This is a genomic window from Bacillus sp. iso_77 (assembly GCF_056173625.1).
In genome coordinates this window covers 2,682,272-2,695,677 of record NZ_CM149683.1, presented here as the reverse complement: position 1 = coordinate 2,695,677, position 13,406 = coordinate 2,682,272, and the positions used below count along the sequence as shown (strand labels likewise).

The following is a 13,406-nucleotide window of genomic DNA, read 5'->3' as shown; positions in this document are numbered from 1 at the left end:
TAGTCTAGGGTACATTCCCATTGTATACAAACCTGCTTGCACTTATGATCATAATTCTATAAAATACTACTTAGATGACGGTTACGATAAGAACAGTGAAGAGGAGTAGTAGGAAAGCAGTATTTGTCTTTAGAGAATTGACGGCTGGTGAAAGTCAATCAAATCTGCTTCTGAACTCGCCTCAGAGTTGCAGTTGCGTTAAAGCTTCTGTCGCATGTCTGCGTTAAAGATATTAAGTGAGCGTATGAACAGTTCATGACGCTAACAAGGGTGGTACCGCGGGAACCAAAAAATCTCTCGTCCCTTTCCAGGGATGAGGGTTTTTTGTTGATTTTAGAAAAATCTGAATTCTTGCAGTGGTCATCTGAGCAGATAAAGCCGTACATATTAAAGGAGGTTTTCACATTGAGTTTTCAGCATCGGGAAATTGAAAAAAAGTGGCAGGATTATTGGCTGACACATAAAACATTCGCCACATCTGACTCGGAAGATAAACCAAAGTTTTATGCGCTAGATATGTTTCCTTATCCATCAGGAGCAGGGCTTCATGTAGGGCATCCTGAAGGATACACAGCAACGGATATTTTATCACGTATGAAACGTATGCAGGGATACGATGTTCTTCATCCAATGGGATGGGACGCATTTGGTCTTCCAGCGGAACAATATGCGCTGGATACAGGAAATGATCCAGCTGCATTTACAGAAGAGAACATTAATAATTTCCGCCGTCAAATTCAATCATTGGGCTTCTCGTATGATTGGGATCGAGAAATTAACACGACAGATCCGAATTATTATAAATGGACCCAGTGGATTTTCTTGAAATTGTACGAAAAAGGATTGGCGTATATTGATGAAGTACCTGTAAACTGGTGCCCAGCACTCGGTACAGTCCTTGCAAATGAAGAAGTCATTGATGGGAAAAGTGAGCGCGGAGGGCATCCTGTTGAACGACGTCCAATGAAGCAATGGATGCTAAAAATTACAGCATATGCGGACAGGCTGTTAGAAGATTTAGAAGACATTGATTGGCCTGAAAGCATCAAAGACATGCAGCGCAACTGGATTGGACGTTCTGAAGGTGCACATGTTCACTTCGAAGTAGAAGGACATGACGAACAGTTTACGGTGTTTACAACACGTCCTGATACACTATTTGGTGCAACATATGCCGTTCTTGCACCAGAGCATGCACTAGTTGAAAAAATTACAACAGCTGCTCAAAAAGAAGCAGTTGAAGCATATATCAAAGAAATTCAGTCTAAGAGTGACTTAGAGCGAACAGATCTTGCTAAAACGAAAACGGGCATTTTCACAGGTGCTTATGCCATCAATCCATTGAATGGGGAAAAGATGCCGATTTGGATTGCAGATTATGTGTTAGCCACATATGGCACTGGAGCGATCATGGCAGTTCCTGCTCATGATGAACGTGATTATGAATTCGCCAAAACATTCGATCTTCCAATCAAAGAGGTTGTCGAAGGTGGAGACATTGACAAAGAAGCCTACACAGGTGATGGAAAGCACATCAACTCTGATTTCTTAAACGGCTTAGGGAAAGAAGAAGCAATTGAAAAAGCGATTGCATGGCTGGAAGAACATCAAAAAGGTGAAAAGAAAGTCACTTATCGTTTAAGAGACTGGCTGTTCAGCCGTCAGCGTTACTGGGGAGAGCCAATTCCAATTATTCATTGGGAGGACGGAACATCTTCAGCTGTTTCAGAAGAAGAGCTTCCACTGATTTTGCCTAAGACGACTGAGATTAAGCCAAGCGGAACAGGTGAATCACCTTTAGCGAATATTAAAGATTGGGTAGAGGTCGTCGATCCAGTGACAGGTAAAAAAGGACGCCGTGAAACCAATACGATGCCACAATGGGCAGGTAGCTGCTGGTACTTCTTACGTTATATTGATCCACATAACACAGAAGAACTTGCATCGCCTGAAAAGCTGAAGAAATGGCTTCCGGTTGATGTGTATATTGGTGGAGCAGAACATGCTGTGCTTCATCTGCTATATGCACGATTCTGGCATAAATTCTTGTATGATATTGGTGTTGTTCCAACAAAAGAACCGTTCATGAAATTGTTCAACCAAGGAATGATTCTTGGTGAAAATAATGAAAAAATGAGTAAATCAAAAGGGAATGTTGTCAACCCAGATGATATCGTAGAATCTCATGGTGCAGATACATTAAGACTGTACGAAATGTTCATGGGACCTTTAGATGCGTCGATTGCTTGGTCTGAAACAGGTCTTGATGGTGCTCGTCGTTTCCTAGATCGTGTATGGCGTCTGTTTACAAATGAAGATGGCTCCATCAGTGATAAAGTGACAGAGCAATCTGGCGGCGCATTAGAGCGCAGCTACCATGAAACCGTCATGAAGGTAACGGATCATTATGAAGGCTTACGTTTCAATACTGGGATTTCACAATTAATGGTGTTCATCAACGATGCATACAAGGCTGACACACTGCCGAAAGAATATGCAGAAGGATTTGTGAAACTTCTTTCTCCGATTGCACCGCATGTAGCGGAAGAGCTTTGGAATAAACTTGGTCATGAAGGGTCTATTTCTTATGAAGCATGGCCGCAATATGATGAGTCAAAACTTGTCGATGATGAAGTGGAAATTGTCGTACAGCTAAATGGAAAAGTGAAAGCAAAATTAACGGTCCCTGCTGATGCAACAAAAGAGCAGCTAGAAGAGCTTGCGAAAAATGATGCACGGATAAAAGAACAGCTTGAAGGGAAAACAATCCGCAAAGTGATTGCGGTTCCTGGAAAACTTGTCAATATTGTCGCAAACTAATGAACGCACCCATCGGTATCAGCCGATGGGTGTTGTTTATTTCCCGGGACATAATTTTGTCGAAAACAAGGTAATTCCTCCATCAATCTCGTATTTAACAAGTTGATCAAGAAAATGAGGAGTGACGTCAATGGAAAAGGAAAGCAAACGTGAACAACTGCTCAGTTTATTAGGGGAAATGCCGGAGCGCCATCGTGTGGAGGCGTATACGTTAAAGATTGAGGAACGTGAATCGTACTTAGTAGAAACACTCATTCTCTCTATTCATGGGGTGGAGGAAGTTCCGGCTTATTTTGTGAAGCCGAAAGATACAGTAAAAAAAAGGCCTGTTGTCTTGTTTCAGCATTCTCATGGTGGGAATTATGTGGATGGGAAAGAAGAGTTATTGAAGGGGGCTCATTATTTGCAAACGCCTTCATACGCAAAAGAATTCACTTCAAAGGGCTATAGTGTGTTGGCGATTGATCACGCGGGATTTGGTGAAAGAAGGGGAAGAACAGAAAGTGAAATTTTCAAAGAAATGCTGTTAACAGGAAAAGTGATGTGGGGCATGATGCTGTATGAGAGCATGTGTGCAATTGATTATTTGCTGTCCCGCTCTGATGTGCTTCCAGAGCGTTTAGCTGTTTTTGGGATGTCAATGGGCGGCCTTCTTTCATGGTGGACGGCAGCACTTGATGAGAGGGTCAGTGTGTGTGTGGATCTTTGCGCACAGGTTGATCATCACACATTGATTGAAACAAATCATTTAGATAGACACGGTTTTTACTATTATGTACCGAGCTTAGCTAAGCACTTTACAGCAGCTGACATCCAAGAAATGATTTTCCCAAGACCGCATTTAAGCTTAGTTGGAAAGCATGATCAGCTTACACCAGCTGAAGGTGTTGGACGAATTCAACAGACATTAAGTCAAGCCTATCAAGCTGCTTCCTTAAAGGAACGTTATCAGCTTGTAGGTTTACATGCAGGTCATTTTGAAACGGCTGCTATGCGCCACGAGGCTACACGTTTTTTGAAAAAGTGGCTGTAATCAATAGACGGCATGGACATACTACTCCGATAGAAGATGAAGGAGGAAACAGATGAAAAAAATCACCATGATTGGCGGATGTGGTGTCATCGGACGTTTATTAACTAACGAGCTCTCTTCGGAGTATGACCTGACCATCATTGATCAAACAAGATGTGTAGAAGAAGTCATTTTTGCAAATGCGGCAATTGAAGAGGAGTTGTTTCAAGCCATTCCAAGAGATACAGATGTGATCATTCATCTTTTAAACATAGGCATGACGCATGATGTGATGAATGAAAAGGAGTTTACAAAAATGAATGATGTGTTTTGGATAAGCACGTATAATATGTTTCGTTCAGCGGCAAGGTTAAGCATTCCAAAAGTCATTTTTGCAAGCAGTAATCATGTGACAGATCGATATGAAAAAGATGGTCACTCCTTACTAGGGCGAGAAATTACGACTGATGATGTACCAGCAACGAAAAATGTGTATGGCATTTTAAAATTTGCTTCCGAACAGCTTGGACGTTTGTTTCACGATCAAACAGGTATGTCTGTCATCAATTTGAGAATTGGAACCGTCGTGACAGATGAGATGGAAGGATTGCACACTAAAAAAAGAACGAAACGAACGCTTCTTTCACATGAAGACCTTTTCGGCATGATCAAGGCTGCCATCGAAACGGACGTTCCATTCGGGACTTATTATGCCGTATCAGAAAACGAAGGAAAACCTTGGTCTACTCAGTCAACGAAGCAGGAGTTAGGCTACAGGCCAGATGTCAATACGGCAGAAATTCTGAAAGAAAACGATCAGGCATAGGGCATAATCATGACATTAGCTCATGATCTTTTTCTTTTCATTGATGAGGCTAAAAGCACGAATGGCATGATCATCTCTGTGGTCTGTCATGATGATTATAGACGCTTTCTTCCCCCGTTTGTTACATTTTAATCACGATATCGTCAAAGGCTGCAGCTTATGTTCAGACGAAATGATAACGCTTACAAAGAAAGGGCGTGATGAACATAGATCGTTCTATTAAAGGCCGATTGTTCAATGTATTTAATTACTCTTTTCTACTCATGTTCGCATTAATATGTGTGCTCCCGTTCATCCATGTCATTGCCGCCTCTTTTGCGACAGTAGAAGAGGTCATCTCAAAGAAGTTTATTTTGTTTCCAACGACGTTTTCTCTAGAGGCCTATCGCTATATCTTTTCTACAGATATTGTGTATCGCAGCCTGATTGTATCCATTCTTGTGACACTCGTTGGAACAGCGGTCAGCATGTTTTTATCCTCACTCATGGCGTATGGGCTGTCTCGTCAGGAGCTAAAGGGCCGAAGAACTCTCATGTTTCTCGTTGTCTTCACGATGCTGTTTAGCGGAGGGATGATTCCAACGTTTATCGTCGTGAAAACACTTGGGCTGCTTGATACTTACTGGTCACTCATTCTACCTGTGGCCATCAATGCATTCAATTTGATCATTTTGAAAAACTTCTTTCAAAACATACCGGCTAGCCTTGAAGAATCAGCGAAGATGGACGGCTGTAACGATTTAGGGATCTTCTTTAAAATCGTCCTGCCACTTTCTTTGCCAGCTATTGCGACGATTTCACTTTTTTATGCCGTGACGTATTGGAATACGTACATGACAGCCATTTTATATTTAAACGATTCGGTGAAATGGCCAATTCAGGTCCTGTTAAGACAAATCGTCATTGTATCAAGCGGTATGCAGGGAGATATGTCAGATATGGGCTCATCAACACCGCCGCCAGACCAAACCATTAAAATGGCGGTCATCGTCGTGGCGACCATTCCTGTTCTGCTTGTCTATCCATTTATTCAAAAGCATTTCAACAAAGGGGCATTACTAGGTTCTGTAAAGGGTTAAAAAGATGGAATAACGGAGGGATCTATGGGGAGAAAGAAATTATGGCTGATTGCCTTTGTTTTGTTATTTGCCGCAAGTGGTATTCTGTCAGCTTGTTCAAGTAAAGGGGCAAGCTCATCAGATGAAAAGGTTGATTTAGACAAAAAGGTGAAGCTGACATGGATGGCGATTTTATATCATCAGCAGCCGCCGAAAGATTCAGTGCTAGAAGAGATTGAGAAGCTCACAAATACAGAGCTTGATATTACGTGGGTGCCTGATGCGGTGAAAGAAGACCGTTTAAATTCAGCACTTGCCGCAGGGAACCTCCCGCAAATTGTGACGATTCAAGACATTAAGAATTCATCTGCTATCAATGCGTTCAGATCAGGCATGTTCTGGGAAATCGGTCCATACTTAAAGGATTATCCAAATTTAAGTAAGATGAACGAACTGATTAATAAAAATGCCTCTATCGATGGGAAGCTTTATGGCATTTATAGAGAGAGACCACTTTCAAGACAAGGGATTGTCATTCGAAAGGATTGGCTTGAAAATTTAAATTTGGATACACCAAAAACGCTGGATGACCTTTATGAAGTAGCCAAGGCATTTACTGAAAAAGATCCGAACAAAAATGGCAAGGACGATACAATTGGTTTTACAGACCGTAACGATTTGATTTACGGTGCATTTAAAACGCTAGGTTCTTATGAAGGAATGCCAACAGATTGGAAAGAAGAAAACGGCAAATTTACGCCAGACTTTATGACGGATGAGTATATGAATACAATGAAATATATGAAAAAACTGCGTGACAATGGCTATATAAACAAAGACTTCCCAGTCACAAGCAAAACGCAGCAGCAAGAATTGTTCTCACAAGGAAAAGCGGGTATCTATGTTGGAAATATGGTAGATGCAGTGAACTTAAGAGATGATGCAACAGATAAGAACATGGAAGTGGATATTATCAACCGAATCAAAGGCCCAGATGGCAAAGAACGTGTATGGGCATCAGGCGGCCATAATGGCATCTTCGCCTTCCCTAAAACAAGCGTCAAATCAGAAGCAGAGTTAAAGAGAATTTTGGCTTTCTTTGACCGCATTGCAGAAGAAGACGTGTATGGTCTCATGACGTATGGGATTGATGGAAAGCATTATAACAAACAAGATGGAAATACATTTGTGAGGGAAGAAAGCCAAGTGAAAAGCTGGCAGACAGATGTACAGCCGCTTGTCAGCCTCGTAGGGATTGATAAACGTTACTTGAAAAATAAAGGCGATGCAGTTCGTACAAAATATGAAGAGCTAGAAGAAGACAATAAAAACATCATTGTCGCTAACCCTGCTGAAAGCCTGTATTCAGAAACGGCATCAGAGCGAGGAAATGAATTGAAGAAAATCATCGATGATGCGACCTATAAGTTCATTCTTGGTGATATCAACGAAGAACAATTTAAGAAAGATGTAGAGAAGTGGAAATCAAATGGTGGAAATAAAATCATAGAAGAATATGAAGCTTCCTTTAAAAAATCAAAATGATGAACATGAAGACCCCCGCTTAGTAAAAAGCGGGGGTGTTTTCATTAAAAGTCGAAGTTGTCGGGATCAGGACCAATTCGTTTATTTTCATTTAAGGCAGACAGGCGCTTCATATCCTCATCAGATAGGACAAAATCGAAAATGTCGGCATTTTCTTTTAAACGATGGGCTTTCGTTGATTTAGGAATCGTAATGACGCCTTTTTGCACATCCCAGCGCAAAATAATTTGAGCAGGTGTTTTGCTGTATGTGCCCGCAAGCTCCGTGATCAGCGGGTGGTGCAGTAGCTCTCCCTGCATAAGTGGTGACCAGGCTTCCATTTGGATGCCATGTGTTTTCAAATACGTAAACAGCGTTTCCTGTGTGAGTTTTGGATGAAACTCGACTTGATTAATCGCTGGAATGATGTCCGCATCTTTCAATAATTCATCTAGATGATGCGGTTGGAAGTTACTTACACCGATGGCTCTAACTTTTCCTTCACGGTACAGCGTTTCAAGCGCGCGCCATGCTTCCTTGTATTTCCCTTCAACTGGCCAGTGAATTAAATACAGATCAAGGTAATCAAGCTGAAGTTTTTTCAGGCTGTCTTCGTATGCTTTTAGTGTCGCTTCATATCCTAAATCGGCATTCCACACTTTGGATGTCACAAAGATATCTTCGCGGCGAAGGCCTGTTTCTGCTAGACCAAGTTGTATGCCTCGTCCAACACCTTCTTCATTGCCGTAAATAGAAGCTGTATCAATACTGCGATATCCTAATTGAATGGCTGTTTTAACAGCTTCAATTAATTCCGTGCCCTCTTCAACCTGAAAGACCCCAAGACCAAATCCTGGCATGCGGACGCCGTTGTTTAATGTTTTTGTACTTTGTAAATCGTTCATATGAAAGTCTCCTTTAAATGGTTTGTTTGTATTCTTTTTGTTCGATTTGATGACTCACCATCGTGAGTATGGCCGCTATGAGCACCATGATGCCGCCAACCCAGCCGGTATGCACAAGCCCAAGGGTATCTGTCACGATACCGCCTAAAAATGAACCAATGGCGATACCTGCATTAAAGGCAGCGATATTCAGAGCGGAAGCAACATCGACAGCTCCAGGTGTATACCTTTCTCCAAAATCAACGACGGCAACTTGAAGGCCGGGTACATTCATGAAAGCAAACAGTCCCATCAGCATCACAGTTCCAATCCCGAGTGTCATAAATCCAGCAGTAAAGCTAAGGATAAACAAGATGAGACTTTGAATGATAAACATATAAATCAGTGCTTTCATTGGCTGTTTATTCGCTGCTTTTCCGCCAATGACATTCCCAGCGGCGATGGTCATCCCGTATAACAGCAGGATCAAGGCAACTGTTCCAGGCGCAAGACCTGTCACATGCTGCAAGAGAGGGGATAAATAGGTGAAGACGACAAAAGTTCCTCCATACCCTGTAGCAGTAATGACAAATAAAAGCAAAATTCTTTTCGTCTTTAATAAGGCTGCTTGATCCTTAAACGTTGTTTTCACACCCTGTTTCAATTGAGACGGAACAAGGAAATAGTTAGAAATCAGTGCGATTAGGCCAATCATGACAATCACACCAAATGACGTCCGCCAGCCGAGCTCATGACCAAGAAACGTACCGAATGGCACACCGGTCACAGTAGCGACTGTTAAACCAGTGAACATAAAGGCAATAGCGCTTGCCCGCTTTTCTTTCACCACAAGGCTTGCGGCAATGGTCGAGCCAATCGACATAAATACGCCATGTGATAGGGCTGAAATCACTCGTCCGATTAAGAGCACAGAAAAAGTCGGGGCAATCGTGGCAAGTGTATTTCCAATGAGAAAGACGAGCATAATGAGCAAAAGCAATGTCTTTTTGTTCATAGCGGAAGTCAGGGAGGTTAGAATTGGTGCGCCAAAGGTAACACCGAGCGCATATAAAGAAACGGTCCAGCCGGCCTGACTGACACTCACGCCAAAGTCCTCTGAGATCATCGGTAGGAGACCTACAGAGATAAATTCAGTTGTACCTATAGCAAATGCACTAATCGCTAGTGCGAGAAGGGCAAAGTGATTTTGTTTGTTTTGCATAGTGATTCACATCCTTCTTTCATGACATTTTAATAGACGAAGCCGATCGGCAAGAGTTATTATCTAACATAGATAACAGAAAAAAAAGTACGTACTTTTTTGTAATATAGGTACTAAAAAGTGCCTGTACAGCATCAAAAGGAGTGAAGAGACGTTGGAAAAGAAGAAATATAATATCTCTGTGGAAGCAACGCTTGAAGTGATCGGCGGGAAATGGAAGTGTGTCATTTTATGTCATTTAACACATGGGAAAAAGCGGACGAGTGAACTGAAGCGCCTCATGCCAAATATCACGCAAAAAATGCTCACACAGCAGCTGAGAGAGCTTGAAAATGACGGTGTGATTAACCGCATTGTATATGAACAAGTGCCGCCTAAAGTGGAGTATGAATTAAGTGAATACGGACAGTCACTTGAGCGAATTTTGAATGCGTTATGTGATTGGGGGGCAGCCCATATTGAACGAGTGTATGGCGAGCCGCTTTCAGTGCTGGAAGACAGTATTCTAAATGAACAGTTTAAATAAAAAAGTCCCGCTTCTTGCGAGAGCGGGACTTTGCTTTATATGCCTTTTTTCTGATCACGGTATTTCCCAGGTGTGGTGCCTTCCAGCTTTTTAAAGGAGCGGATGAAATTTTGCGGATTTTTGTATTTTAGCTTTTCCGAAATTTCTTTCACCGACATATCCGTTTCCACCAACCAGTTTTTGGCGACATGATGTCTGTAAGACGAGAGATATTCACTAAAGGAGATATCCATTTCTTTTCTAAAAATACTGCTTAAATAATTTGGGTTGTAGTGTAGGCGTGTAGCGATTTCGTCCAATGTCAGATCTGAGTCAAATTCTTGATGAATGATATGAATGATTTTCTCTGAGATATTTTTATATTGAGAGTCTTCACGCGCGCCGAGCTGATCAATGATGGGTCGAATGATCTCATGTTTCAGCCACGCTTCTGTATCTTCAAACGTTTTAAACTCAAAGATCGTATCATAGAGCATTTTATTATCTTCGACTTCAAACAATTCAATGCCTAGCAAATGCATCAGCTCGATGAGATTGTTTAAAAAACGAGCGAGAGCAATCTGGTACTCATGTGGTCCAGCATTTTTAGAAAAAATGGATTGCAGAAGCACATGTAAATAGTGATCTGCCTTGCCTTGATCGCCTGCTTTAATGGCATCAAATAAATCATGCTGTAGCTGTTTTGGGAAATGAGTCTTAAACGTCTTTCCTTGCTGAATGTGCTCGTATAAAAGAATGGATTTTTTCTCTGCTTTGAGCCTGTATTTTAGGGCTTCTTTCCCTTCAATATAAGCATGTTTGGCCATAGGTAACTCTTTAAATGGGCGGCTGATCCCAATGCTGATCGATAAGCCCAGCTCTTCCTCAATCCGTTGCTGAATTGTTTCGGCTAATTGATTTAAATATTCAGTAAATTCCTCTTCTGACTTCGATTGATTGAGAACAATCGTCGTTTGATGCTGATTGACAACGGTCGGCTGAAGGTGCTCCTCTAGCGGAATAATCTGCTCAATCAGTCCGTTTATCGCAAATAAAAGCAAGTCTGCATCCTTTTTTTCATACGGCGTTCCTTTTAGTGTATCGATTTGGGTCACAAGCATGGACAAATGGGACCAGTCACGAGGAAAGCCTAGACTTTGAAATCGGTTGTGAATCTCTTCTTCCGTCAGTTTGCCAAGCAGCAGCCGCACCATAAAGTATTGCTGTAAGTGGGTCACTTGCTGCTCAATCCGTTCCTCTAGATCATTGTTTTGATCTTTCATTTGTTTAATGCTCGATTCGATGAGCTCAAATTCATTTTGGAAAGGCTGTTTATGCAAAAACGACTCATTACGTGCAAAGGATTCGTATAATAAGCGAATCGGTTTATAAAAGTGTCTAGAGCCAAACCATGAAAATAATAATGAAAGCGCTAACAAAATAAAGCAAATAATAAAGGTGATCCACCCGATTGATTTCGTTTGCTGCTTTAGTTCTGGAATGGAGACAAAGGATAAGTATGTCCATTCGTTATAATCTGATTTTTGAAACGTAATTTGATAGTTTAGTTCATCGATTTTCATATCAAATTGTCCGGATCGTTCTTCAAGTGACAGGACATGTTTGACGAAATCTTGATTTTTTAACGAGTCACCAATTTGTTCTTTTCGATTATGTAGCAGTACTTTTCCGTTTGTATCAATGACAAACATACTATCAGATTGAGAGAAGTCAGGCATGTTGTCAGCAATCACGCAGCTTGGAATGCTGGCGACGGCGATCCCCTTCTTTTGGACACTGTTCATTGGAAGCTGCTTAATTAAATTCACATTGTATTTGCAAAAGGATGTCTTTCCTTCTTTTGTTGAGACAAGTGGATTATTTTCTTCAAGTGCCCAGCTGGAATGACTCGGAATATTGAGGTAAGAGGTTAACGCTTTCTCTTGATCTCCGTTTGAGACATGATAAAGACCAGAATTGTTCATATACCAATCTTCCATTTTACTAACAAGTGTAATATTGGAGAGATCGGTGTCGAAGGTTTGCAGGTAATTCAGTTCTTGCTGGACTTGATTATAAAGTTGGAATTGGTCTGGATTTAAAGGTTCTGCCAGTGTTTGAAGGAGAGGCGGCGAACTGACATAGTGAGTGAGAGAATGATCTACTGTCTTTAGAATATGCTCAATATTGGATTGCGTTTGTTTGACGCTGTCCAGCTTTTCATTTGAAATATTTTCGAGTGCAGTTTTTTGCGAATGCTGATAAGAAAAAATACCGACAATAATAACAGGAATTGTACTAAGCACGAAAAAAAACGTCACCAGCTTGTAATAAAATTTATACTGCTTTCTTTTCATAAAACCCCCCATTTCAAACGAAACAATCTTTTCCCCTTAGTTTATTAATCCAAAAATCTGGTAGGTTTGTCAATAATCATTTTCTGAGATTAGGATCATTTTCTTATGTTTTATGTAACGTTTTGAGTAGCTTCCCCTGAGTAAATATGATCTGATGATATGATTGTAGACGGATTTTTCATCCTTAAGATACAGTTAACACATGCATCAGCATGAGGGGAGGCTTTATCTGTGAAAACACAGGATGTCACTGCCAAGGGTGTGCCTGCGGCAGCTTTGAAAAAAGAAAAGAGAAAGCGCTTACTTAACCAATTACTTAGTCAAAAATTTCTGTATTTAATGATTTTGCCAGGGCTCCTTTATTTTCTTGTCTTTAAATATGTCCCTATGTGGGGGCTGATCATTGCCTTTCAAGATTACCAGCCGTTTCTCGGAATTCTTGGCAGTGAGTGGGTTGGCTTCAAACACTTTATTCGCTTATTTACAGAACCAACATTTTTCATCTTATTAAAAAATACGCTCATTTTATTTGCCATGAATGTCGTGATTTTCTTTCCGATTCCAATCTTATTAGCCCTTCTTTTAAACGAGGTCAGATTGGCACTGTTTAAGAAATTTGTTCAGACAATGATTTATATTCCTCACTTCATGTCATGGGTGATTGTCGTGTCCTTATCTTTTGTTTTGTTAACGGTAGATGGCGGGTTAATCAATGAATTGATTGCTTTCTTCGGAGGAGAAAAGATTAACTTCCTTCTTAGTCAAGAATGGTTTAGACCCATGTACATTTTGCAGGTAATCTGGAGAGAAGCGGGTTGGTCAACCATTATTTATCTTGCAGCGATTACAGCAGTAGATCCGCAGCTATATGAAGCAGCAAAAATGGATGGAGCCGGCAGACTCAGACAAATGTGGCACATCACCCTTCCTGCGATTAAAAGTGTCATTGTTGTACTACTCATTTTAAAAATCGGTGATACATTAGAGCTTGGATTTGAACATGTCTATTTATTACTCAATGCGACCAACAGGGAAGTTGCAGAGATTTTTGATACGTATGTGTATACAGCTGGTCTGAAGCAAGGACAATTCAGCTATAGTACCGCTGTTGGTTTATTTAAAGCAGCCGTTGGACTTATTTTGGTCATGATGGCAAACCGTTTAGCGAAGAAGTTTGGAGAAGAAGGGATTTATTAAA

10 protein-coding genes and 1 other annotated feature are annotated in these 13,406 nt (G+C 41.0%); of the genes, 7 read left to right on the top strand and 3 right to left on the bottom strand.

What is annotated here, in order from left to right; genetic code table 11:
* Nucleotides 1-86 precede the first annotated feature (86 nt).
* Nucleotides 87-308: a binding site (T-box leader), on the top strand.
* A gap of 97 nt (nt 309-405) precedes the next feature.
* The 5 genes from leuS to AC0VYC_RS13760 all read left to right on the top strand — a co-directional run bounded on the left by leuS (nt 406) and on the right by AC0VYC_RS13760 (nt 7,261).
* Entirely contained in the window at nt 406-2,820 is a 2,415-nt protein-coding gene (gene leuS, locus AC0VYC_RS13780) for a leucine--tRNA ligase (RefSeq protein WP_017367888.1), read from the top strand.
* A gap of 130 nt (nt 2,821-2,950) precedes the next feature.
* Nucleotides 2,951-3,853: a dienelactone hydrolase family protein gene (locus tag AC0VYC_RS13775; RefSeq protein ID WP_160757435.1), complete on the top strand. Its 903-nt coding sequence runs from the start codon at nt 2,951-2,953 to the stop codon at nt 3,851-3,853.
* Between the two features lie 52 nt (nt 3,854-3,905).
* Entirely contained in the window at nt 3,906-4,658 is a 753-nt protein-coding gene (locus AC0VYC_RS13770; RefSeq protein ID WP_475388684.1) for an NAD-dependent epimerase/dehydratase family protein, read from the top strand.
* A 218-nt stretch (nt 4,659-4,876) separates the two neighbouring features.
* Nucleotides 4,877-5,737 (top strand): carbohydrate ABC transporter permease, encoded by an 861-nt coding sequence (locus tag AC0VYC_RS13765; protein WP_098680761.1) that lies wholly within the window; start codon nt 4,877-4,879, stop codon nt 5,735-5,737.
* Between the two features lie 24 nt (nt 5,738-5,761).
* A complete protein-coding gene (locus AC0VYC_RS13760) occupies nt 5,762-7,261 on the top strand; it encodes an extracellular solute-binding protein (protein ID WP_008343015.1) in 1,500 nt (499 codons plus the stop codon).
* Nucleotides 7,262-7,305: 44 nt separating this feature from the next.
* Here the strand turns inward: AC0VYC_RS13760 and AC0VYC_RS13755 are convergent, their stop codons facing one another.
* Nucleotides 7,306-8,145 carry an aldo/keto reductase gene (locus tag AC0VYC_RS13755; protein ID WP_039168372.1) on the bottom strand — a complete coding sequence of 280 codons (840 nt, stop codon included), beginning with the start codon at nt 8,143-8,145 and terminating at the stop codon, nt 7,306-7,308.
* Nucleotides 8,146-8,158: 13 nt separating this feature from the next.
* A complete protein-coding gene (locus AC0VYC_RS13750; RefSeq protein WP_475388682.1) occupies nt 8,159-9,346 on the bottom strand; it encodes an MFS transporter in 1,188 nt (395 codons plus the stop codon).
* Between the two features lie 154 nt (nt 9,347-9,500).
* Here AC0VYC_RS13750 and AC0VYC_RS13745 point away from each other — a divergent pair, with 154 nt between their 5' ends.
* Entirely contained in the window at nt 9,501-9,872 is a 372-nt protein-coding gene (locus tag AC0VYC_RS13745) for a winged helix-turn-helix transcriptional regulator (protein ID WP_008343017.1), read from the top strand.
* A gap of 35 nt (nt 9,873-9,907) precedes the next feature.
* Here the strand turns inward: AC0VYC_RS13745 and AC0VYC_RS13740 are convergent, their stop codons facing one another.
* Complete coding sequence (locus tag AC0VYC_RS13740) at nt 9,908-12,208, bottom strand: helix-turn-helix domain-containing protein (RefSeq protein WP_045034177.1); 2,301 nt, start codon at nt 12,206-12,208, stop codon at nt 9,908-9,910.
* Between the two features lie 231 nt (nt 12,209-12,439).
* Between AC0VYC_RS13740 and AC0VYC_RS13735 the strand changes: the two genes are divergently transcribed.
* Complete coding sequence (locus AC0VYC_RS13735; protein ID WP_008343019.1) at nt 12,440-13,405, top strand: ABC transporter permease; 966 nt, start codon at nt 12,440-12,442, stop codon at nt 13,403-13,405.
* The last annotated feature ends 1 nt before the right edge of the window (nt 13,406 follow it).